17 protein-coding genes are annotated in these 22,288 nt (G+C 70.8%); 12 read left to right on the top strand and 5 right to left on the bottom strand.

What is annotated here, in order from left to right; all coding sequences use genetic code 11:
- Positions 1-36: 36 nt before the first annotated feature.
- Positions 37-1,200 carry a serine/threonine protein kinase gene (locus ACF088_RS28865; RefSeq protein WP_392378781.1) on the bottom strand — a complete coding sequence of 388 codons (1,164 nt, stop codon included), beginning with the start codon at positions 1,198-1,200 and terminating at the stop codon, positions 37-39.
- 294 nt (positions 1,201-1,494) lie between these two features.
- Here ACF088_RS28865 and ACF088_RS28860 point away from each other — a divergent pair, with 294 nt between their 5' ends.
- The 4 genes from ACF088_RS28860 (at position 1,495) to ACF088_RS28845 (ending at position 5,926) form a co-directional block, all read left to right on the top strand.
- Positions 1,495-2,787 carry an extracellular solute-binding protein gene (locus ACF088_RS28860; protein ID WP_392378780.1) on the top strand — a complete coding sequence of 431 codons (1,293 nt, stop codon included), beginning with the start codon at positions 1,495-1,497 and terminating at the stop codon, positions 2,785-2,787.
- Positions 2,784-3,782 carry a carbohydrate ABC transporter permease gene (locus ACF088_RS28855; RefSeq protein ID WP_392378823.1) on the top strand — a complete coding sequence of 333 codons (999 nt, stop codon included), beginning with the start codon at positions 2,784-2,786 and terminating at the stop codon, positions 3,780-3,782. The genes ACF088_RS28860 and ACF088_RS28855 overlap by 4 nt, the downstream gene beginning before the upstream one ends.
- Positions 3,779-4,651: a carbohydrate ABC transporter permease gene (locus ACF088_RS28850; RefSeq protein WP_392378779.1), complete on the top strand. Its 873-nt coding sequence runs from the start codon at positions 3,779-3,781 to the stop codon at positions 4,649-4,651. Before ACF088_RS28855 ends, ACF088_RS28850 begins: the two co-directional genes overlap by 4 nt.
- A gap of 162 nt (positions 4,652-4,813) precedes the next feature.
- The gene (locus ACF088_RS28845; RefSeq protein WP_392378778.1) at positions 4,814-5,926 is read left to right on the top strand and encodes a radical SAM/SPASM domain-containing protein; all 1,113 of its coding nucleotides are present in this window, start codon (positions 4,814-4,816) and stop codon (positions 5,924-5,926) included.
- Here ACF088_RS28845 and ACF088_RS28840 read toward each other — a convergent pair.
- Genes ACF088_RS28840 through ACF088_RS28830 form a run of 3 tightly spaced genes read right to left on the bottom strand, consistent with a single transcriptional unit; the run spans position 5,883 to position 8,748 of the window.
- The gene (locus ACF088_RS28840) at positions 5,883-7,019 is read right to left on the bottom strand and encodes a mevalonate kinase (protein ID WP_392378777.1); all 1,137 of its coding nucleotides are present in this window, start codon (positions 7,017-7,019) and stop codon (positions 5,883-5,885) included. The genes ACF088_RS28845 and ACF088_RS28840 overlap by 44 nt on opposite strands.
- A 44-nt stretch (positions 7,020-7,063) precedes the next feature.
- Positions 7,064-7,558: an NUDIX domain-containing protein gene (locus ACF088_RS28835; RefSeq protein ID WP_392378776.1), complete on the bottom strand. Its 495-nt coding sequence runs from the start codon at positions 7,556-7,558 to the stop codon at positions 7,064-7,066.
- Between the two features lie 50 nt (positions 7,559-7,608).
- Positions 7,609-8,748 carry an NAD-dependent epimerase/dehydratase family protein gene (locus ACF088_RS28830; RefSeq protein ID WP_392378775.1) on the bottom strand — a complete coding sequence of 380 codons (1,140 nt, stop codon included), beginning with the start codon at positions 8,746-8,748 and terminating at the stop codon, positions 7,609-7,611.
- Between the two features lie 252 nt (positions 8,749-9,000).
- On the opposite strand from ACF088_RS28830, the gene ACF088_RS28825 reads away from it, so the two are divergent.
- Positions 9,001-10,905 carry a hypothetical protein gene (locus ACF088_RS28825; RefSeq protein WP_392378774.1) on the top strand — a complete coding sequence of 635 codons (1,905 nt, stop codon included), beginning with the start codon at positions 9,001-9,003 and terminating at the stop codon, positions 10,903-10,905.
- Between the two features lie 326 nt (positions 10,906-11,231).
- On the opposite strand, the gene ACF088_RS28820 is transcribed toward ACF088_RS28825, so the two are convergent.
- Positions 11,232-12,392, bottom strand: a complete 1,161-nt coding sequence (locus tag ACF088_RS28820) for a magnesium and cobalt transport protein CorA (protein WP_392378773.1) — start codon at positions 12,390-12,392, stop codon at positions 11,232-11,234.
- Between the two features lie 219 nt (positions 12,393-12,611).
- On the opposite strand from ACF088_RS28820, the gene ACF088_RS28815 reads away from it, so the two are divergent.
- The 7 genes from ACF088_RS28815 to ACF088_RS28785 all read left to right on the top strand — a co-directional run bounded on the left by ACF088_RS28815 (position 12,612) and on the right by ACF088_RS28785 (position 22,226).
- Positions 12,612-13,001, top strand: a complete 390-nt coding sequence (locus ACF088_RS28815; protein WP_392378772.1) for a cell division protein SepF — start codon at positions 12,612-12,614, stop codon at positions 12,999-13,001.
- A gap of 55 nt (positions 13,002-13,056) precedes the next feature.
- Positions 13,057-14,556 (top strand): biotin transporter BioY, encoded by a 1,500-nt coding sequence (locus ACF088_RS28810; protein WP_392378771.1) that lies wholly within the window; start codon positions 13,057-13,059, stop codon positions 14,554-14,556.
- On the top strand, positions 14,553-14,912 hold the full coding sequence (locus ACF088_RS28805; RefSeq protein ID WP_392378770.1) for a nucleotide pyrophosphohydrolase: 360 nt from the start codon (positions 14,553-14,555) through the stop codon (positions 14,910-14,912). The genes ACF088_RS28810 and ACF088_RS28805 overlap by 4 nt, the downstream gene beginning before the upstream one ends.
- Positions 14,913-15,602: 690 nt before the next feature.
- Positions 15,603-16,058, top strand: coding sequence for a DUF6099 family protein (locus ACF088_RS28800; RefSeq protein ID WP_392378822.1), 456 nt, complete (start codon positions 15,603-15,605; stop codon positions 16,056-16,058).
- 631 nt (positions 16,059-16,689) lie between these two features.
- Positions 16,690-17,613, top strand: coding sequence for an LLM class F420-dependent oxidoreductase (locus ACF088_RS28795; protein ID WP_392378769.1), 924 nt, complete (start codon positions 16,690-16,692; stop codon positions 17,611-17,613).
- A 93-nt stretch (positions 17,614-17,706) separates the two neighbouring features.
- Positions 17,707-19,215: a 3' terminal RNA ribose 2'-O-methyltransferase Hen1 gene (locus tag ACF088_RS28790; RefSeq protein ID WP_392378768.1), complete on the top strand. Its 1,509-nt coding sequence runs from the start codon at positions 17,707-17,709 to the stop codon at positions 19,213-19,215.
- Positions 19,212-22,226 (top strand): polynucleotide kinase-phosphatase, encoded by a 3,015-nt coding sequence (locus tag ACF088_RS28785; RefSeq protein ID WP_392378767.1) that lies wholly within the window; start codon positions 19,212-19,214, stop codon positions 22,224-22,226. The genes ACF088_RS28790 and ACF088_RS28785 overlap by 4 nt, the downstream gene beginning before the upstream one ends.
- Positions 22,227-22,288 lie beyond the last annotated feature (62 nt).

Genomic DNA, 22,288 nt, shown 5'->3' with positions numbered 1-22,288 from the left:
TGGGCCGGCGGAGCGGAGTCCGGTCCGGCACCGGTCTCAGTACCGTCCGTAGCGGTGCGGGAAGTAGTCCTCCAGTTTCCCCTCCCGCTCGATGTCGACGGTGGCGCAGTGCAGTCCGCCGCCGAAGGGGCCCACCGCACGGAACGGCACCGGCACGATCTCGAAGCCGTGTCCGGACAGCTGGTCGGCCAGCGCCACTTCCTTCTCCTCGATGCACAGGGTGTTCCGGTCGAGGTTGAGCATGTTGCCCGCCAGCCACGGACTGCAGTACGACAGCTTCGGCGGATGGTCCCAACTGGCCGGCTGCACCGCCTCGATGATCTCCCAGTCGTTGCGCCGGAAGAACTCCATCAGTTCGGCGTCGGCGAGCCGCTCGCCGCAGTGCAGCACCAGCCCGGGCCGCAACGGCACCCAGGTGGCGTCGATGTGCAGCGGATGGGTGTTGGTGGAGGTCACCGCGTGCACCCGGTGGTCGGGGAAGTGGCGGGTGAGCCACTGGTACCCGCTGCGGTTGGTGACGAACGACAGCTGGACGAAGAGGTCCTTGCCGAAGCGCGCGACGTCGGCCGCGTCGAACAGCGGCTCCTCCTCGGTCAGGACGAGGTCGTAGTCGCGCACCCGGGCCAGCTGCTCCTCGGTGCTGAGGGTGGGGTAGGTATCCCAGAAGCCCGGCTTGTAGGAGGCGTCGGTGAGCCGGGGCTTGGGGGCCGCCTCCCAGCGCATGTGCGGGTCGGCCTGGAAGATCCGCTGCAACAGGGGCCGGTAGCAGAGGTATTCGAACCAGCGGCTGCGGTACGACATGGTGGCTTCGAGGATCTCGTTGCCGACGGTCAACAGGAGATCGCGTGGTGGCATGCAGCCGGACATGGTCTCCTGGGCCCAGTCCGGTGTGGAGACCCGCTGGCCGAAGTCGACGGGGCCGGGCCGGTCGACGCGGATGCCGCGGCGGCGCAGCATCCCGGCGAAGTTGTCCAGCTGCTCGTTGGCCTCGGCGGTCATCTCGGCCGGCATCGGGCCGTAGGTGCCCAACGGGAAGCCGTCGTCGGGGAAGTCCCGTCGGATCGCGGGCTCGGGTGCCTGGACGACTGCGTTGTCGGCGCGTCCGACGACGACGTGCCGCAGGGGGTCCCAGCCGTTCCAGGAGTTGACCTTCACAGGCCGGGGGGCCGGAGCTGCGGCCGTCGTGCCGTAATCGGTCACGTGCAAACCCTTCGATAGGGGACGTGGGAGACACCCGAGCAAAGCTGAGGCAGTGGGGGTGGCAGCGTCAAGAGCGGATCATCGGGACAGCGCGTCGTTTGCGTCAAACCGATCGTGGATTCGTGGTGGCGAAATCAAGATCGGAATACGGTCCGGCCTGCCGTGCGCCGTATCCGGGCGCCCCCGCCGGCCATTTCCGGGCGCCGGAATTTCTGGCCGGAAAGACGCTTCGAGGTGATCAGCGGGATGCCCGGGGTAGATACAGCCGGTTCCGACAACCCGACGGAGGAGATCATGGATGAGTACCTCTCCCGTTTCGCGGCGGGCCTGGGAGCAATTGCCGTGCTGGGCGCGCTGGCCGGTTGCGGCGGCGGCAAGCCGGTTGCCGCCGCGGACCGGACGGGGGAGCTCACGGTCTGGTTGACCGTGGACGCCCAGGAGAACTGGCCGGATCTGGTGTCCGAGGTCAACGAGCGCTTCCGGAAGACCTATCCGAAGATGAAGGTTGCCGTGCAGTACCAGCAGTGGACCACCAAGAACCAGAAGATCGACGCCGCGCTGGCCGGTCAACATGTGCCGGACGTGGTCGAAATGGGCAACAGTGAGACCACCAATTACCTTGTCAATGGTGCCTTCGCGCCCCTCGATCCCTCCGCATTCGACCATTCCGCGGAATGGTTGCCGGCGCTCCGCGACGCCTGCCGCAGTGACGGAAAGACCTACTGCGTGCCGTATTACGCGGGCGCCCGGGTGGGTATCTACCGCACCGATCTCCTCAAGAAAGCGGGCGTGACCCGGGCCCCGCGCAGCTATACGGAATTGAGCCGGGATCTCGACAAGCTCAAGCTGAAGTTCGGTGCCGCCGACAAGAACTTCTCCGCCTTCTACATGCCCGGCCGCTACTGGTACGCGGCGATGGCATTCGTCAAGGACGCCGGTGGCGAGATGGCCGTACGCAAGGACGGCCGCTGGCACGGCGCGCTCTCGTCCGCCCCGTCCGTCGCCGGGCTCACCGCCTGGAAGGAGCTCCTCGACGCCTACTACGCCGGCGATCGCTCCAAGGACAACGGCGACGAACCGGCCGTCGTCGGCCAGGGCAAGGTCGGCATGTTCTACGGCAACACCTGGGAGGCCAAGGCCGCGACCGACAGCAGGTCGGGCGGCGACCCGGCGCTGCGCGGCAGATTCGCCACCTTTGCGTTCCCCGGCCCGTCCGGCAAACTGCTGCCGCCGTTCCTGGGCGGCTCCACCCTGGCCGTTCCCGCCAAGTCCGGCAACCAGGACCTGGCCCGGGACTGGATCCGGCTGTTCACCGACCGCACCTCACAGCGCCGGCTGATCGCCGCCGACACCCTGCCCAACAACACCGTCCAGCTCCGCGAGGTGGCCGCCGGCGGCGTCAACGGTCCGGCCGCGCGCGCCGCCGGACGCGGCTGGGTGACCCCCCAGGCTCCCGGCTGGGGAGCCGTCGAGAAGTCCAACGTCCTCCAGGAGATGCTGCAGGACATCGCGACGGGGAAGCAGTCGGTGCCGGAGGCCGCACGGGCCGCGGACCGCCGTATCGACGCCGTGATCAACGAGAACTGACGACCGTGGAGACCGCGGAACTGTCGGATCCGCCCCGCCTGCCCCGCCCGTCGGGTACGCGGCGCCGGCACCGGGCGCCCCGGCCTCCCCGCCCGCGGCGGACCGCCGGGCGGCGGGTGCTGCCCTACCTGCTGATCGCGCCGACCGTGCTGGCCCTCGCCGTGGTCCTCGGCTACCCGCTCGTCGACCTGGTGCTGCTCTCCTTCCAGCACATGACACGCCGCGAACTGTTCTCCGGAGCCGCACCGCCCTGGGCCGGGCTCGCCAACTACCGTTCGATCCTCTCCGACGGCTTCTTCTGGACCGTCGTCGGCCGTACCGCCCTGTTCACCGTGGCCTGCGTCACGGCGACGATGGTGCTGGCGCTGCTGGTCGCGCTGCTGATGCGGCGGGTCGCGCCCTGGGTCCGGACGGTCATGTCCGGCGTCCTGGTCGCCGTCTGGGCCATGCCGATCATGGTGGCCGCGTCCATCTTCCGCTGGCTGTCGGACGCGGACTACGGCGTCGTCAACTGGCTCCTCGGCCTGCTGCCGGGGCTCGACTTCACCAAGCACAACTGGTTCGAGAACCCCTGGCAGGGCTTCGCCGTGATCACCGGCGTGGTGGTCTGGGGCGCCGTCCCCTTCGCCGCCCTGACCCTCCTGGCCGCGCTCGGCCAGGTCCCCGCCGAACTGGAGGAGGCGGCCCTGGTCGACGGCGCCCACGGCTGCCGGCTGTTCCGGCACGTCACCTTCCCCGTGATCAAACCGTCGGTCGTCCTGGTCACCTCGCTCTGCGCCATCTGGGATTTCGGAGTGTTCAACCAGATCTGGCTGATGCGCGGCGGCCAGCCCGAGAAGGAGTACTACCTGCTCGGCGTCTATTCGTTCATCGAGTCCTTCGCCGTCAACCGCTACAGCGCCGGCGCGGCCATCGCCGTCCTCACCGTCCTGATGCTGCTCGGCGGCGCGGTCGTCTACGTCCGCCAGATCATCCACCTGGGGGACGCCGAGTGAACACAGCCCCCGGCACCGGGAACCCGCGCGGCCCGCGCCGGCGCCCGCACGGCCGTCGCCGCGCAGTGGCGAACGCCGTGGGACTCCTCTTCAGCGCACTGATGGCCTTCCCGCTCTACTGGATGCTGCTCACCGCGTTCCGCCCGGCAACGGAGATCCACGCCGACCCGCCGCGTTTCTGGCCCGACCACCTGACACTCGAACACTTCCGCCGCGCCATCGGCACCCCGACCTTCTGGTCCAACGTCCGCTCCAGCGTGCTCATCGGCGCCGGGACCGTGCTGGTCTCCCTGCTGATCGGGACCCTTGCCGCCTTCGCCCTCGCCCGCTTCTCGTTCGCCGGGCGCAAAGCCCTCGTCCTGGTCATCCTCGGCGTCCAGATGATCCCGCCGGCCGGACTGATCATTCCGGTGTACCTCCTGCTGAGCGATGCCGGACTGACCGACAGCCTGCCCGGCGTGATCCTCACCTACCTCGTCTTCATGCTGCCGTTCACGGTCTGGCTGCTGCGCGGCTTCATCGTGGCCATCCCGGTCGAGTTGGAGGAGGCCGCGATGACCGACGGCTGCACCCGGCTGGGCGCCTTCCGCCGGGTCGTCCTGCCGCTGCTCGCCCCCGGACTGGTGGCCACCTCCATCTACGCCCTGGTCCAGGCGTGGAACGAGTACGTCCTCGCCTACGTGCTGCTGTCCAGCAACGACAAACAGACCCTCAGCATCTGGCTGCTGTCCTTCCAGACCAGCTTCGGCACCGACTACGGCGGACTGATGGCCGGTGCCACGCTCACCGCGCTCCCGGTCGCGGTCTTCTTCGCCCTCGTCCAGCGGCGGATCGGCTCGGGCCTGGCCACCGGTGCGGTCAAAGGGTGAGCCGGAAGAGGGCCGGACCGGCACCGCGCCGCCGGTCCGGCGGTCACTGCCGACCGCGGCCACCGGACGAGCCGATCCGGACCTTTCGTCCCCGTGCTTCACCGGCGGACCAACCGTTCCGCCGGTGAACGAACCCACTGCACTCGACCCGCAGGAGAACACGTGACGTTCGACCGCCTCGACCTGGTGTCCAAGCTCTACCAGCCGTCAGGCTGGCCGCGGATCGTCGAAGCGGCCACCGGAGCCCGCTCCAGCGGCCCCCTGGTCGTCGACCTGGACCCGACGACCTTCTGCGATCTGGCCTGCCCGGAATGCATCAGCGGGAAGCTGCTCAACCAAGGACGCTTCACCCCGGAACGACTGGCCGAACTCGCCCGGGAAATCGTCGAGATGGAGGTACGGGGGGTGGTCCTCATAGGCGGCGGGGAACCGCTCGCCCACCGGGGAACCCGTCAGGTGCTGCGGGTCCTCGGTGAGGCCGGCATCGCGATCGGCGTGGTCACCAACGGCACCCTGATCCGACAGAACCTGGCGGAACTGGCCGCCTATGCCTCCTGGGTGCGGGTCTCCGTCGACGCCGGGACCAGCGAGACGTACCGCCGGTTCCGCCCCGACCGCAAGGGGCGCAGCGTCTTCGACAAGGTCATCGGCAACATGCGGCTGCTGGCGGAGGCCAAACGGGGCGCCCTGGGCTACTCGTTCCTCGTCATGACCCGGCGGGAGCCCGACGGCAGCGTCGTCAGCAACCACCATGAAGTCCTGCGGGCCGCCGAACTCGCCCGGGACATCGGCTGCGACTACTTCGAGACCAAGGCGATGTTCGACGACGGGCACCACGTCATCCAGGTCGCGGACGAGACCCTCGCCTCCGTGGAGGACCAGCTCGCCCAGGCCGCCACCTGGGCGGGCGACGGCTTCGAGATCGTCAACTCCTCGACCCTGACGTCCCTGCGGAACCGGGTCGGGCCCGTGCAGGAGAAGCAGTACCACCGGTGCCGGGTCGCCGAGCTGCGCACTTTGGTGACGCCGTCCGGGGTGTACGTCTGCGCGTACCACCGGGGCAACGCCGGGGCCCGGATCGGGGACGCGGTGACCGACAGCCTCGCCGAGATCTGGCACACCTCGGACCGCGGCATCGTGGACCCGAGCCGGGACTGCCGCTTCCACTGCGCCCGCCACCGCTCCAACCTCGAACTCGACAGGATCGGGGACGGAACGGTGGCGGGAACGGTCACCGCACCGGAGCCGGGGACGGATTACGACCCGTTCCTCTAGGGCCGGAGGCGGAGACCGGGCCCTCAGGGGCCGGCGTCGCGGCGAGCTCCGGGGCGAGGCCCGCCGCCGCCCGGGCCGGGATCACCCGCGCCCCAGGGTGCGCCGGGCCGAGCGCCCGCCGAAGGAGCGCCACCACCTCCGCCTGATCGGCGGCGGGGCAGATCCCGACCAACGCCCCGCCGCCGCCGGCCCCGCTCAGCTTGAGCGGCAGGCCGGCGGAGCGCAGGGCCAGTGACCGCAGCTCCTCCAGCAGTGGCGTGGACATCCCCTGGAGGTCCCGCATAGCGGTGTGCGCCTCGCTCATCGCCGCACCGACGCCGGCCAGATCGCGCCGGTGCACGGCCTCCCACACCGTCACCGACGCGGCATCGCACCGTTCCTGGTACGCCACGAGCCGGGCATCACCGGCCGCGAGCCGGGCACGCACCGCGCGGATGTGGTCACTGGTGTCCTTCCGGGTGCCCGAGTCGAGCACCACCACCGCCCAGTCGTCCGGGAAGTCCACCCGGCCTCGGATGTCCGGCAGGCCGGTGGTCCGCCCGTCGAGCAGCAGCAGGCCGCCCGCGATGACCGCGAGATGATCCATCCCGCCGCCGTTGAAGACGGCGAACTCGAACTCGTACGCCCACTGGGCCAGCGTCCGGGCGGAGACCGGTGATGCCCCGGCCCCGCCGGCCGTCTGCGCCGCCGCCTCGGCGAATGCCCGGAACAGCGCCACGATCAGCGCCGTGGACGACGAGAGACCGCTCGCCGAGGGGGCAGCGCTGCGCACCGTCACGGCCGGCGGACGCGGGCCCAGCCCGGACAGCCGCCGGCGCAGAAACGCCCACACCTGGTCCGCCCAGGTCCCGCCACCGCCACTGTCCGGGGCCGCGCCGGCGGACGGCCGGGCACCCGGCGGCCGCACCGTCACCGATGTCGTCAGGTCCAGCGCCAGACTGACCGACCTGCCACCCAGCCAGTCCAGGTCCTCCCCGGACAGGCACGCCCGGCACGGCACCACCGCGTGCCCGGCCTCGCGGGCGGCGGCGCCCGTCGCGGACGGTGCTCCCGCCCCGCCTCCTGCTTCCGCCGCAGTCGTCGGTCCCCTCATGGGTCCGTTCACCGGTCCGTTCATGGGTCCGTTCATGGGTCCGTTCATCGGGCCTGGAACCTTCCGGTCGAGCTGAACTCCCGGAACATCCCCAGGACCACCGCGGTGGGCGGATGGAGCGGCCGTGGCGGGTCCGCGAGCGCCCGGAACTGCGCCTGGGTCACCTCGTCCCGGCCCGGGCACAGTTCCCCGGACCAGCGCCGGGCCACGAAGCACAGCGCGAAGCAATGGGTGATGTCCCCGTTGGGGTAGGTCAGGGTGTGCACCCCAGGATCGGACAGCGAGCCGAACGCCTCCAGATCCTCCCGGTCCACCCGCAGTCCGGTCTCCTCCGCCAGTTCCCGTACGGCGGTACCGGTGAAGTCACTGCCCTCCTCGCACGCCCCGGCCGGCAGTTCCCACACGCCGGTGTCGGCGCGCTGCTGGAACAGGCCCCGGCCGGTCCCCTCCAGCAACAGGATCTGCGCGCCCGGTACCAGCAGCGGACGGCTGCCCACCTTCTGCCGCAGGTTCCAGAGATACGAGCCGACATAACTCACCTGACGCTCACCTTTCGTGATGCCTTGTCCGTTTCCCCGGGGGCACGCTGTCATGCGGCGGGCTCGGCGGTCAGCCACCCCGGCACCGCGTGCGGGGTCGCGGACAGCCAGCGGACATACCGCTCCACGCCTGTCCGGACGTCGATCTCCGGCTTCCAGCCCAGCAGTTCACGGGAGAGGCCGGTCGCGGCGTAGCCCCCCAGGGGGTCTCCCTCCGGCATGGGGGTGGTGATGAACCGGGCCCGCGGAAATTGACGGGCGATGAGTTCGCCGACCTCGCGGACCGAGGTCGCCACCCCTGTTCCGACGTTGACGGTCGCCCCGGCCATCCGCTGCTCCACCAGGGCGAGCGCCGTGGCCGCGGCCACGTCCTCGACATGGACGAGGTCACGCACCTGGACCCCGCCCCCGTTGAGCCGCATCGGGCGGCCCAGCCGGGCCTGCATGGACAGCCAGGCCACCATCCAGGAATGGCTGCCGGGCTTGGGGATCTGCGGATCGCCGTAGACGGAGAAGTACCGCAGCACCGCGTACTCCGGGGTGTCCGGACCGTCCAGCAGCAGCCGGGTCTGATGCTCCGCCCAGAGCTTGGAGTTGGCGTACACGGACACCGGCAGCAGGCGCTGGTCCTCACGAAACTCCTGCGGCCCGCATAGCGACGGATCGCCGTTCCCGTACACCGCAGCCGACGACACCAGCACCAGCCGCCGCACCCCGGAGGCCGCGGTCTCCTCCAGCACCACCTGGGTGCCCTGGACGTTCGCCCGGAAGGCGATATCGGGCCGCCGCGTGCACGCGGCCACATCGGCATATGCGGCGGCGTGCACCACATAGTCGGCGCCGGACAGCACCCCGCGTACCGCTGCGCGGTCGCAGATATCGCCGACCACCAACTTCACCCCGAGATCCTCGACCCCGAACAATGCCGTGTGCGCCGATTCCGGATACGCATCCAGCCGGTCCAACACCGTCACCTCGGCGTCCGCGCGGCGTAACAGCCCGGCCAGTCGGCTGCCCACCAGCCCCGCGCCACCGGTCACCACCACCCGGGCACCCCGCAGTCCGTCCAGCCGCGACTCCACCGAATTCCGACGGACGCCGTGCACCGGATTTCCGGAGGCGGCACTCCCGATGCCGCTCGCATATTCGTCGGTGCCGACACCGACGTCTATTTTCGCCCTCCCGGACATGACACCCTCTCCTCGCACATGAGGAACATGAGATGGCCCGATATGGACCAGCGGTCAGCATGTCGGTCCTCAAATGCCTCTGCCAGAGCGCCATTTCGGCAGTCTTGCGCGTCGCGCGCGGACCGCCGTACTGTCCGGATTCACCTGTGCCGGATAGACCTGGTACAGCGAATGAGGTCGGGCCGGCCGAGGGTCCGGAGAAACGCAGAACCGGAGGAATTGATGACGCCATATCGGTTGAGCGGTGCCGTGATGACCCATCCGAAGCGCCGCCCGGCGGCGGAACGGCTGGCGCGGTCCGCTCCGCCGGGCGCCCTACGGGTCGTCATGGACCCCGATCCGGCGGGCAGACCGTCCGTATTGCGGACGGCGCTGTGTGCCTGGGAGGCGATCGAGGACGGTGCCACCCACCACCTCGTCGTCCAGGACGACATGATCCTCTCCGAGACGTTCTTCGCACGTGTCCGGGCGGCGATTGCGGAGATGCCGGACGCCGCCCTCGCGCTCTTCGCGCTCTGGGACTCCCGTAATGGCGCCGCGGTGCGTTTTGGCGCCATGACCGGTGCCCGCTGGGTCGGCGCGGTCAACGAGTACTTTCCCTGCGTGGCCATTGTTCTGCCCCGACACGTCGCCACCGGCTTCGTGACTTTCGGCCGACGCCATCTTGACAGCTGGCCGGACGACATCCTGATGAACCGCTACTTAAGAGCACACGGAATCCCGTCGTACGTCTCGGTGCCCAGTCTCGCCGAACACGAGGATCACGGCAGCATCTCCGGCAATGCATTCCGCGGACCACGCCGTTCGGTGTGCTTTCTGGCCGGGGACACTCCCGGGCGCGAAAACACCCGACTGACCGGTCTGCGGGTTCTCCCCTTCTTCAAACACGGCGTGGCGCAATGCGCGGTACGTGTCGAAGAGCCCGCCCACGGGAACGGCCCGGCCGCACACCGTGGTTCCGGCCCGGGGCACTGGCTCCACCTCGACTGCGAGCAATATCTGGATGGCTCCGGCATTCGCGTGGAAAGACTGCAACCGGACATCGTGCGAATGACCGAAGCCGCCACCACCGAGGTGGCCAGGGGAACCTGGCTGACGGCCTTCACGATGGGACTCGTGCAACGCAGGGACGGGCTCCGCTGCGACCCCACGGACGGCGGTACGGCGACCGGCACGACGACCGGCCCGGGCCCGCACCCTGACCCGAACCCCGACCCGAACCCCGACCCGAACCCCGAGCCGGACCCCGCCGTGCTCGCCGAAGCACTGGCCACCGTGGGCCCCGGCGGCATCAGCTACGCGCAGCCGGAGGAGCGGATCGCGGAGCTCCGGGACGAGCTGGCCCGGATCACCGTGGCCGGCATCGAGGCGGGCCGCGAGGCGGCCGAACGGATGCGCCGCCGCCGGAGCGGCCGCCGTGGAGCCTCCGAACCCCGCCGCACCACCCACACCGGAGCCCCCGGAACCGAAGCCCGCCGGGTCGGGGTGCTGGGAGCCGGAACGCCGCTCGGGGCACACCTCGTCCGCGGACTGGCGGACGCCGGACACCAGGTCACCCCGTTGGACCGGCGGCCGGCGAGCCCGCCCGCCGCCGGCGCGCTGCTGGACCTGACGGCGCTGACGGCTCCAACGGCCACGGCCGCAGAAGCCACGAAGCCCACCCCGGCCGCCACCCCCGCCCACCGCACCCTCACCCTCACCCTCGAACTATCCGGCCACCCCGGGGCGTTCACCGTGCAGCTGGGGGACCTCTACGGGCCCGGCTGCCCGCACGACACACGGATCGGCCGCCTCGTCTGGGACGCGCTGCGCAGCTACCCGCTGACTATCGAGGACCCGGCCGAGGCGCTGCGCCCCCTGCACACCAGCGACCTCGTCGCCGCCCTCTCCTCGGTGCTCCGCACGCCGCCACCGGAGCGGGTCATCAGCCTGGCGGACGCCCCGGTCACCGCCGCCGAGCTGGCCGAGGCCATCCGCACCGCCGTCCGCCCGGTACCCCTCGCACCTGCCCCGCGGCCGCTGCGCCCGGCGGCGGAGGAAGCCGCCTGGCCCCCGCCCCCGCCCGGCTGGAAGCCCACGACGGGACTCACCTACGGGCTGCACACGTACGCCCAGTGGCTTGCCTACGAGGGCATTCATCTCGTCCTGGAGGTATGAGCACGGGGCGTACGGCCCTCCCCGGACCCGCGCCGCACCTCCGGCGGCGCCGGAACCGGCTCCGCGCCGGGACCGGCTCCGTGCCGGGACCGGCTCCGCGCCGGGACCGGCTCCGCACAAGCCCGCTACTCGCGGTGTTGCTCAGCACCCCCAGCCGGCACCGCAGAGGCGAAGCTGGTTCGGCCCGACGCCCGCGATCGCGGGAGGCCGCACGGATCGGAGCGCGGCTCCCCTCCCCAGACTCTCGCCGGCAGGCTCGGACGCGTCGTCGGCGCCTGCGATCCGGGATGCACCCCTTCGGCGGGAGCGCCGCTCACGACGATGGCTCAGAGCCAGTCCCGCCGCTTGAAGATGACGTACAAACTGGTGCACACGATCGCCATCAGCACGATGGCGAAGGGGTAGCCGAACACCCAGTGCAGCTCCGGCATGTGATCGAAGTTCATCCCGTAGATCGTCCCGACCAGCGTCGGAGCGAAGAGGATCGCCGCCCAGGAGGAGATCTTCTTGATCTCCTCGTTCTGTTCGAAGCCGGCCTCGGCCAGGGCCCGCATTTCGGCGTTCTGCTGCTGGTTCACCAGCGTTGCGTTGACGGCGAGGATGTCCTGCAGGGCCTGCCGGAAGCCGTCCACGCGGTCCGTGGTGTGCAGTACGTGGTCGGCCACGTCGCGCAGATAACGGCGCAGCTCCTCGTCGATGGCGTACTTCTCGAAGCCCGCGGTCAGGCTCTCCAGCATGCCGTTCAGCGGGCGGGTGGCGCGCTGGAACTCGACCACTTCACGGGAGAGTTCATAGATACGCCGGGAAACCCGGGGGTCGCCGCCGAAGACCTCGGTCTCGATCTCGTCGATGTCGTTCTGGACACCGGAGACGACGGGCTCATAGCCGTCGACGACGGTATCGAGGATGGCGTAGAGAACGGCCTCGGGGCCACGCTTGAGGAGTTCGGGGGCGTCCTCCATGCGTGCGCGTACGGCCGAGAGGTCGGGGGCGCCGCCGTGCCGCACGGTGATCACGAAGTCGCGGCCGACGAAGACGTGCAGCTCGCCGAAGTCGACCTCCTCCGGGTCGTCGAGATAGCGCGCGGCGCGCAGGACGACGAAGAGAGTGCCGCCGTAACGTTCCAGCTTGGGGCGCTGGTGGGCCTCCAGGGCGTCCTCGACGGCGAGGGGATGGAGGTCGAACTCCGTGGCCAGGGCGAGCAGTTCGTCGCGGCTGGGGCGGTGCAGGCCGATCCAGGCGAGAGTGCCGGAGGTGGCGCGCTGCTGCCGGAAGGCCTCGGCGAGCGTGTCGTGGGTGCTGACCCGGCGGCCGTCGCGGTAGAGGACGGCATTGATGACGCTGCTGGCGGCTTCGGCAGGGGGCTCCGCCGCCGCGTCGGAGTCGTCCGTGGTCTCGGCGGGCGAGGGCCCGGCGGGCCGTTTCTTGGCGGGCTTGCGCAGGCCGCGCAGGCCACGCGGCCGACGACCGGGAGGCTCGGACCCCACGACAGCACCAACCTCCGTCACAAGGGGATGAACGGGCACACAGAATCTCGACGGAGGATATCTGCCGCGGATGTCGGAACAGGTCAGCGGGCATGGTGCAGGATGGAGCGGGGCGTGTCGCGGCGTGTGTCACGTCCGCCGAGGTTTGTGTGTTTATCCCTAGAATTGTGCGATGCAGATACCGCAGACAGCCAACACTCTCCCGGGCGAGGTGATTCGGTGAACGGCCCCGATGCCACCGACGAGCAGTGGGAGGGGCTGGCCGAGGTCGTCCCGCTCCGCGGCAGCAGTGAATGGCCTTCCTGGCCCGACCACCGTGCCCTCCCCGAGGAGGAGCCGGCCGAGGAGGCGCGGCGGTTCATCGTCATTCGCGTCCAGACCTTCGCGGACGCCCGGGAGGTCGCCGAGTACCTGATGGCGCAGCTCCCGGTCCTGCTGGACCTGAGCAGCGCCGACGGTGATGTCGCCAAGCGCATCCTGGACTTCTCCAGCGGAGTCGTCTTCGGGCTCGGCAGCGGGATGCACCGCGTGGACACCAATGTCTTCCTGCTGGCGCCGAACGGCACCGAGGTCGCGGAAGAGGTGGCAGGAAGTATCCCCCGTTCGTAGGAAGAGCTGTTGGGCGTAACGGTTCTCCGGCCGGGGCGCTGCATAGCGTCCCTTCATGAATTCCCACAGTGTGCGGCCGGCGGTCACGGAGTTACGGCTGTCCGCCTTCAAGTCCCATCGCGGCGTCACCCTGCCGCTCTCCCCGCTGACCCTGTTGAGCGGGGAGAGCGGCAGCGGCAAGTCCAGTGCGCTGCAGGCGTACGAAATCCTCGCCCGGCTCGGCAGCGGGGAGCCGCTCTCACGGGCGGTGGAGGAGGCGGCGGGCAGCCCGACGGCCTGTGTGCCGGCCGGGGCGCACCCCGACGAACAGGGGCGGCGCGGGTTCCGTATCGGCTGCACGGTCGACGGCCCGGCCGGCCCCGTCAGCCTCGATCTCGCCGTCCAGGCCGAGCCCGACCTGCGTATCGTCGGCGAGCGGTTGACCGGTGGCGGCGAGACGTTGCTGACCACCGCACTCACCGACCCCACCCGTCCGGCCGTCCAGGCTGCCTGGCACACGGCGGGTGCGACTCCCGTGACCCGTGCGCCACTGCCCGACGACCGGCTCGGCACCTCCCTGCTGCCGTTGCGTGTCGCGGGCAAAACGGCGGGACAGAGGCTGGTGCTGGCCGCGGCGGAGCAGGTAGTGGTCGCACTGCGGTCGGCCTTTGTGTGCGACCCGCGGCCGGAGGCCATGCGAGGAGCGGGGACGGGCGGTACGGGTGTGGTCGGTGAGGGTGACGGACGGGGTGCGGACGGTGGGGGCGCTGGTGCCGGACGTGCCGGACGTGCCGCCGGGGCGCGCGGGGGCGGCGCGGGGTCCGGGGGCGGGAAAACGGCGAGTGCGCCGGGGAGGGCGAAGAAGTCCGGCGGGGCGGGCGTTGCCGTGGGAACTGCCGGAGCCTGGGGTGCGCGGGCGCGCAAGACGACCGGTGGGGAGGCGGGCGGCTGGAGCCGTGAGGCGGGGGAGCCGCGGGACGAGGGGCGGCTGCGGTCGTCCTGCGACAACCTGCCCACGGTGTTGCAGCGTACGAGCCGGGAGTGTGCGCGGCGGCATGCGCTGCTGGTCGCGGCGGTGCGGGAGGCGTGTGCCGGTCCCGTCGAGGGGCTGCGTGCGGTGCCGTGGCAGCCGGGCGGGACGGGAGCCGGGGCCGCCGGCGCTCCTGTGGCGCTGGGGCGCGGCGGCTCCACGGGGCCGCAAGGCGTACAGGGGGCCGGGGGTGCGGCGGGCGCGGTGGGTGTGCGGGCCGTGCTGGACCGGGGGGAACTGGGGGAGCTGCCCGTCGAGCAGCTCGGTGATGGTGAGCTGCGGTTTCTCGCGCTGGCACTGGTGCTGCTCACCGGGCCGGACGTGCTGGCCATGGATCCGGTCGGGGAGGTCCCGTCGGCCCATCAGCAGATGACGGTCATGGCGGACGGGATGGACCGCTGTATGGACCGTCGGCAGGCCCGTGAGCTGGTGTCGCTGGCCGTGCGGATGACCGAGCGCGGACATGTGCGGTTGCTGGGGACGGTGCGGGATCCCTCGGTCGCCGACGGGCTGCCCGGTGTACAGGTGCTACACCTAGAGGCATGAGTGAGGATCTTCATGCGCTGCAGCGACGGCTGGCCGAGTTCGCGGCCGCGCGGGACTGGCAGCAGTACCACACGCCCAAGAACCTGGCCGCGGCGCTGAGCGTCGAAGCGGCTGAACTCGTCGAGATCTTCCAGTGGTTGACACCGGAGGAGTCGGCGAAGGTGATGTCGGATCCGCGGAGGGCCGGCCGGGTCGAGGACGAGGTCGCGGACGTCCTGGCGTATCTGCTGCAGTTCTGCGAGGCGCTGGGGGTCGACGCGACGGCGGCGCTCGCCGCAAAGATCGAGCGCAATGAGTCGCGGTTCCCGGCGGTCCGCTCGGCGCGGCCCGATCGCCCGCGGGAGGGGGAGGAGTAGTGGCCGAGCGGGCTGAGCTGGTTGGGCGGGTGGGGCAGGTAGGCAGGTAGGTAGGGCGGGCGGCTGGGGTGGTGGGGAACCGGCGGGCGGGGGCGTCGGTCCCCGACCTGCAGTGGTTTCTGGCTTCGTCCGGGCCTGGTCGTGGTCATGGCCGTGGGCCTGGCTGTGGCCCTGAGCCCGGTCCTGGGCCCGGTCCTGGCCTGGACTCGGCCCGGCCCGGTCCTGGCGTGGCCCGGTCCTGGCGTGTCCCTGGTCTGGTCTCGGCCCTGGTCCTGGGCGGGGCGCGGGCCCGGCGTCCGGACGGCACCGCTTCTGGCTCGCAACGCCCTTTGATGCCGCCTTCCTGGCGCCAAGCCGGCGCCAGGCCGAGGCCAAGCCGGCGTCTTTTCGTCTTCTGCCGGGGCGTTCCTTCCCGACGCCTTCTCCAGACGCTGACGTCCTGCGGTGCCCCTCTTCGGGCGTTTCGTGTGAGTTGTGCAGGGCGTGTGGAAGATGGGGGTGTTGGGGTGCGAGGGGGGAGAGTGGGGCCGAGGCCGCCCCTCGTCACTCTATGGAGTCATGGATCTTTCCACATCGCCTTGCTTGTCCACAGATTTGCGAATTCCCCTGGCTTTTTTGGGTGTTCACCCTCACTCTGGGTAGTGGAAAGAGTGCAAGGTGCACGCGAATGATGAGGAGAGGAGGGAGCGGATGGACGCGGTGCGGATCATCGCGGCAGGCCGGCGCGGTCTGGCCGAGGCGAACACGGTGCAGGGAGTGATCGTCGAGGCATGGCAGGCGCAGGCCTTGGCGGAGGCGATCGGCAGCCATCTCGCGATATTCGGGCCGTACGAAGTGCGGTCCAGAGCCCGAGGGCTGGGCGACGCGGGCGGGCGGTTCAGCGGGGGGCTGCTGTGCCCGGCATCGGTCACCGGTGGACTGCGGGCGGCTCAGCTGTCCGAAGTGCGGGACGTCAAGGAGGCGTTGACCGGCCTGTGCCGACTGCTGCGGGAAGTGTGCGAAGCGCTGGTGAGTGTGGTGCTGCTCGCTGACGAGGAGGGGATGTACTGGACATGCGTCGAGGCAATGGACACGGTCGACGAAGCGAGAGACCGTGTGGCCGGGATACTGGAGAAGCTGGAGGTGCGCGACCGGAATCCTGCCTGAAGTAGAAGGAGAGACCGCACCGAACCGGCCGCGTCCGCGCGGCATCTATGCCCCGAGCGGTCCTCACCGACCGAGGGCCGGGGAGCCCTCCCGCTCAACACTCCGGCACCCGCATCCCGGCACCCCACACCCACCGCCTCGACGCGTACCCCCTGTGAGTGGTCGCAGCCCGAGCTGTCGGCAGCCCGTCTCATCTGCCGTTACCGCTGCCCCTGCCCCTGCCCCTGTCACTGCCCCTGCCCCTGCCCCTGTCCCTGCCCCTGTCCCTGCCCCACTGTCATTCCCCTTCCCCTTCCCCCTTCTCCTTCCGCTGCCGGTCGCCGTTCGGCCCCGCGGCCGACCTGCGAGTCGGGACCGACCCGACGCCCCACCGCCCATCGCGCGTGCTGTCCATATCGCCCATGCCATCCCGGCCGCCCACACCGCCTCCCGGCGCCCGCCCCTCGTCCTTGCCGCCATCGTCGGTGCCGACAAGGGATGGCCTCACCTGACCTGATCTGGCTCGTCCCGGCCAGTGCCCAACCGGCCAGTGCCCATCGGCCAGTGCATCAACCAGACCAGTGCATCAACCGACCGGTGCATCAGTACGCCTCCGACGATTGGTTCGCCGCCCGGAGTGCAGGATGGAGGTATGGAGCTACGCATCTTCACCGAGCCCCAGCAAGGGGCTTCCTACGACAGTCTTCTGAAGGTCGCCAAAGCCACTGAGGACCTTTCCTTCGACGCGTTTTTCCGTTCGGATCACTATCTCCGCATGGGCAATGCCGACGGGCTGCCCGGCCCGACGGACGCTTGGATCACCCTGGCGGGGCTGGCCCGGGAAACCAAGCGCATCCGTCTCGGGACGCTCATGACGGCGGGCACCTTCCGGCTGCCGGGTGTGCTGGCCATCCAGGTGGCTCAGGTCGACCAGATGTCCGGCGGACGGGTGGAACTCGGCCTCGGTGCAGGCTGGTTCGAGGAGGAGCACAAGGCTTACGGCATTCCATTCCCCAAGGAGAAGTTCGCACGGCTGGAAGAGCAGCTGGCGATTGTCACGGGCCTGTGGGCCACCGAGGTAGGGAAGGAGTTCAGCTACGACGGGACCCATTACCGGCTGGAGAATTCGCCCGCGCTGCCCAAGCCCGTCCAGGGCAAGGTGCCGGTGCTGGTCGGCGGGCACGGTGCAACACGTACACCGCGGCTGGCGGCACAGTACGCCGATGAGTTCAACATCCCCTTTGCCTCGCTCGAAGACAGCGAGCGCCAGTTCGGACGGGTGCGGGCGGCCGCTGAAGCCGCCGGGCGCAAGGGTGACGAGCTGGTGTACTCCAACGCCCTCGTGGCCTGCGTCGGCAGGAATGATGCCGAGGTGGCACGACGGGCCGCGGCCATCGGGCGGAACGTGGACGAACTGAAGGCCAACGGCCTGGCGGGCTCACCCGCCGAGGTCGTCGACAAGATCGGGCGCTACGCCGCCATCGGGGCGTCGCGTGTCTACCTGCAGATGCTGGACCTGGATGATCTCGACCACCTCGAGCTGATCTCCGCGCAGGTGCAGTCGCAGCTGAGCTGACGGCTGAGCGGACGTCGGGCGGCGCTGCCGGAAAACCGGTGTGGCCCGGAAAACCGGTATGGACCGAGGCGTACTACGGCAATACTCGGACGGGTGTTCCTGACGATAACCACCACCGGCAGCGCCGGCCGTCCCGCGACCGACCTCGGATTCCTGCTGCACAAGCACCCTGACAAGGCGCAGCAGTTCTCGACGTCGCACGGCACCGCGCACGTCCTCTATCCCGAGGCCGACGCTCAACGGTGCACGGCCGCGCTGCTGTTGGAGGTCGATCCCATCGCCCTGGTGCGCCGGAGCCGTGGGAAGGGGCGCGGCGGCGCTCCGGATTCGGCGCTGGGGCAGTATGTGAACGACCGGCCGTATGCGGCCTCGTCGCTGCTGGCGGTGGCGCTGAGAAGCGTCTTCGCGAGCGCGATGAAGGGGCAGTGCACAGCGCGGCCCGAACTGGTGACGCGCACGATGCCGTTGCGTATCGAGGTGCCGGTGCTGCCTGCCCGGGGTGGCGCGGCGCTGGTGCGCAAGCTGTTCGAGCCGCTGGGCTGGACGGTGCAGGCCGAGCCCCTGCCGCTGGACGAGACGTTCCCGGAGTGGGGTGACTCACGCTACGTACGGCTCGTCCTGGAAGGGGACTGCACTCTCGCCGGGGCGCTGCGGCATCTGTATGTGCTGCTCCCGGTGCTGGACGACGCCAAGCACTACTGGGTCGCGCCGGATGAGGTCGACAAGCTGCTGCGGGCCGGTGAGGGCTGGCTGGAGAGCCACCCGGAGCAGCGGGTGATCGTCGGACGCTACCTCGCGCGGCGCTCGTCGCTCACGCGTCAGGCCATGGAACGGCTGGAGCTGGAGCGGCTGGCCGAGTCGGACGACATGGCCGCCGAGATGATCGACAACGCGGTGGACGAGGAGGCGGACACGGAGGAGAAGCCGGTGCCGCTCGCGGTGCGACGGCGGGAGGCGATCCTCACGGTGCTGCGCTCGGCCAAGGCGGCGCGGGTGCTCGATCTGGGCTGCGGGCCGGGTCAATTGGTCGGTGCGCTGCTCAAGGAAGGGCAGTTCACCGAGATCGTCGGAGTGGATGTGTCGATGCGGGCGTTGCACGAGGCGCGGCGCAGGTTGCGGCTGGACCGTATGCCCGAGCGGCAGTCGGAGCGCGTACGCCTCGTACAGGGGTCGCTGGTGTACACCGACAGCAGGCTGAAGGGCTATGACGCGGCGGTGCTCAGTGAGGTCGTCGAGCATGTCGATCCGGCGAGGCTGCCGGCGCTGGAGTATGCGGTGTTCGGTTCGGCCCGGCCGCGGACCGTCGTGGTGACGACGCCGAACGTGGAGTACAACGTGCGCTGGGAGTCGCTGCCGGCCGGCCAGATCCGGCATGCGGACCATCGCTTCGAGTGGACACGGGAGGAGTTCCGGAAGTGGGCGCGGGAGGTCGCCGCACGGCACGGCTACGAGGTCAGCTTTGCCCCGGTGGGCCCGGACGATCCCGCGGTCGGCCCGCCCACCCAGCTCGCGCACTTCCGTGTGCACGCTGTGCCCGCTGAAGACAGCGGTAGCCGTGAGGACAGCAGCACTTCGACGACCGGGAAGGGGGTCGGGGAATGACGGACGACGGCCGTACGGAGTACGGAGACGAAGACCTGCACGCGCATGAGGACCGGCAGAGGGACAGAACCCAGCGGGAGCGCGGGCCGGAGCCGGAGCCGCAGCCGCAGCCTCGGTCCGAGCCGGCGCCGGAGCCCGGGCCCGAGCCGGCGCGGCGCACGCTCGCCGTGCCCGACCTCTCGCTCGTGGTGCTGGTCGGAGCCACCGGGTCCGGAAAGTCGACCTTTGCCGCCCGGCACTTCCGGCCGACCGAGATCCTCTCTTCGGACGTCTGCCGGGGGCTGGTCAGCGACGACGAGAACGACCAGAGCGCCACTGGCGATGGGTTCGAGGTGCTGCACTTCATCGCGGCCAAGCGGCTGGCCGCCGGGCGGCTGACGGTCGTGGACGCGACCAATGTGCAGTCCGAGGCGCGCGCCCAGCTGGTGCGGCTGGCCCGGGAGCATGACGTACTCCCGGTGGCGATCGTCCTGGACGTACCCGAGCAGGTCTGTGCCGCGCGCAATGCGGCGCGCGCCGACCGGGCCGGGCTGCCCCGCCGGGTCATCCAGCGCCACCAGCGTGAACTGCGCCGTTCCCTGCGGCACTTGGAGCGTGAGGGCTTCCGCAAGGTGCACCTCCTTCGGGGGCCGGAGGAGGTGGCGTCCGCCGAGGTCGTCAGGGAGCGGCGGTTCAACGACCTGCGGCATCTCACCGGCCCGTTCGACATCATCGGCGACATCCACGGCTGCCGTTCCGAGCTGGAGACCCTGCTCGGCAGGCTGGGCTATGCGCTGGTGCGCGACGGACACGGCCGGGCCGTGGACGCCGCACATCCCGGGGGCCGTACCGCAGTCTTCGTCGGCGACCTCGTGGACCGTGGGCCGGACAGCCCCGGAGTGCTGCGTCTGGTGATGGGCATGGTGGGAGCCGGGCATGCGCTGTGTGTGCCGGGCAACCACGAGAACAAGCTCGGCCGCTATCTCAAGGGCCGCAAGGTCCGGCACACCCATGGGCTCGCCGAGACCGTCGAACAGCTGGAGAAGGAGGACGCCGCCTTCCGCACCGAGGTCGGGGAGTTCGTCGATGGCCTGGTCGGCCACTACGTCCTGGACGGCGGCAGCCTCGTGGTCTGCCACGCCGGGCTGCCGGAGAAGTACCACGGCCGGACGTCCGGCCGGGTGCGGTCCTTCGCGCTGTACGGCGACACCACCGGCGAGACCGACGAGTTCGGTCTGCCGGTGCGCTACCCGTGGGCCGAGGACTACCGCGGCCGTGCCGCCGTCGTCTACGGCCACACCCCCACCCCGCGCGCCAACTGGCTCAACAACACCCTCTGCCTGGACACCGGCTGTGTCTTCGGCGGTGCGATGACCGCGCTGCGCTGGCCGGAGCGGGAGCTGATGGACGTCCCTGCGGAGCGGGTCTGGTACGAGCCCACGAAACCGCTCGCCACGGAGGCACCCGGTGGGGCGGACGGCCGTCCGCTCGACCTGAACGACGTGGCGGGGCGGCGGATCGTGGAGACCCGGTACATGGGCCGCCTCGCCGTCAAGGAGGAGAACGCCGCGGCCGCGCTGGAGGTGATGAGCCGCTTTGCGATCGACCCGCGGCTGCTGCCGTACCTCCCGCCGACCATGGCGCCTTGTGCGACCTCGGCGGTGGACGGCTACGTGGAGCACCCCGCGGAGGCGTTCGCCGGGTACCGCGCGGACGGTGTGCGGGAAGTGGTGTGCGAGGAGAAGCACATGGGTTCGCGTGCCGTGGTCCTGGTGTGCCGTGACGAGACGGTGGCCGAGGAGTCCTTCGGGGTGCCGAAGGGGGTGCCGGGCGCCCTGTACACCCGGACCGGCCGGCCGTTCTTCGACGACCCGGAGACCACCGGACGCATCCTGCGACGGGTCCGGGACTGTGTCGAAGAGGCCGGTCTGTGGGCGGAGCTGGAGACCGACTGGCTACTGCTGGACGCCGAGTTGATGCCGTGGTCGCTGAAGGCGACGGGTCTGCTGCGCAAGCAGTACGCGGCCGTGGGCGCGGCGTCCGGAGCGGCGTTCCCGGGCGTGCTCGGTGCACTGGAGGCGGCGGCCGCCCGAGGGGTCGAGGTGTCTGCGCTGCTCGCCCGGCAGCAGGACCGGGCCGTGGACGCTGCCGCTTTCACCACGGCGTACCGGCGCTACTGCTGGCGCGTCGGGGCGGAGCCGGCGGATGCCGCCGAGGTGCCGGACGTGGATGCCGCCGAGGTGCCGGACACCGCGCACACCCGGGCCTCGGATGCGGACACCGCGCACACCCGGGCCTCGGATGCGGACACCGCCCACGCCCGGGCCTCGGATGCGGGCGACGCGCCGCGCGCCGGGCGGGCCTCGCCCGCCGACCAGGCACCGCACGCTGCGGCCGACCGCCTCCTGCCTGCACCAACGGCGTCGGAGCGGTTCGCCGGGCTCGGTGCGCTGGACGGTGTCCGGCTCGCGCCGTTCCAGATTCTCGCGGTGCAGGGCCGCAGCCTCGCCGGGCTGCCCCACACCGACCAGCTGACGCTGATCGACCGGCTCATCGCGGCGGAGGGTGTGGTGACGGCCCGGGACGGCGCGGCACCCGGCGGCACCCCGCAGCGGCCGGGCCTGCTCGCCGCGACCCGGCGGATCATCGTCGACACCGAGGACGAGTCGTCGGTCGCGGCGGGCACCGCCTGGTGGCTGCGGCTGACCGCCGACGGGGGCGAGGGCATGGTGGTCAAGCCGGTTCAGGCGCTGATCCGGCAGGGCGACGGACGGCTCGTCCAGCCGGGCGTCAAATGCCGTGGCCGCGAATACCTGCGGATCGTCTACGGGCCGGAGTACACCCGCCCGGAGAACCTCGCGCGCCTGCGCATCCGTCAGCTGGGGCACAAGCGTTCGCTGGCCCTGCGCGAGTACGCACTGGGCCTGGAGGCGCTCGACCGGCTGGCGGACGGCGAACCGCTGTGGCGGGTGCACGAGGCGGTCTTCGCGGTGCTCGCGCTGGAGTCGGAGCCGGTGGACCCGCGGCTGTAGACGGGCCGAAGGGGCGTACGGGCCACGGGGGCGGAGCGCCCTCGGCCCGTCACGCCGCCGGT

The sequence above is a fragment of the Streptomyces sp. NPDC015125 genome (genome assembly GCF_043080045.1).
Lineage (GTDB): Bacteria > Actinomycetota > Actinomycetes > Streptomycetales > Streptomycetaceae > Streptomyces.
Note: the sequence above shows the minus strand (reverse complement) of the source record. Positions and strands in the feature narration are given on the sequence as shown.

Excerpts from the sequence above, each read along its gene's own strand:
- ACF088_RS28805 (WP_392378770.1), top strand. The coding sequence starts at position 14,553 with ATGAGTGAGGATCTTCATGCGCTGCAGCGACGGCTGGCCGAGTTCGCG.
- ACF088_RS28800 (WP_392378822.1), top strand. The coding sequence starts at position 15,603 with ATGGACGCGGTGCGGATCATCGCGGCAGGCCGGCGCGGTCTGGCCGAG.
- ACF088_RS28860 (WP_392378780.1), top strand. The coding sequence starts at position 1,495 with ATGGATGAGTACCTCTCCCGTTTCGCGGCGGGCCTGGGAGCAATTGCC.
- ACF088_RS28830 (WP_392378775.1), bottom strand. The coding sequence starts at position 8,748 with ATGTCCGGGAGGGCGAAAATAGACGTCGGTGTCGGCACCGACGAATAT.
- ACF088_RS28795 (WP_392378769.1), top strand. The coding sequence starts at position 16,690 with ATGGAGCTACGCATCTTCACCGAGCCCCAGCAAGGGGCTTCCTACGAC.
- ACF088_RS28825 (WP_392378774.1), top strand. The coding sequence starts at position 9,001 with ATGACCCATCCGAAGCGCCGCCCGGCGGCGGAACGGCTGGCGCGGTCC.
- ACF088_RS28840 (WP_392378777.1), bottom strand. The coding sequence starts at position 7,019 with ATGAGGGGACCGACGACTGCGGCGGAAGCAGGAGGCGGGGCGGGAGCA.
- ACF088_RS28785 (WP_392378767.1), top strand. The coding sequence starts at position 19,212 with ATGACGGACGACGGCCGTACGGAGTACGGAGACGAAGACCTGCACGCG.
- ACF088_RS28810 (WP_392378771.1), top strand. The coding sequence starts at position 13,057 with ATGAATTCCCACAGTGTGCGGCCGGCGGTCACGGAGTTACGGCTGTCC.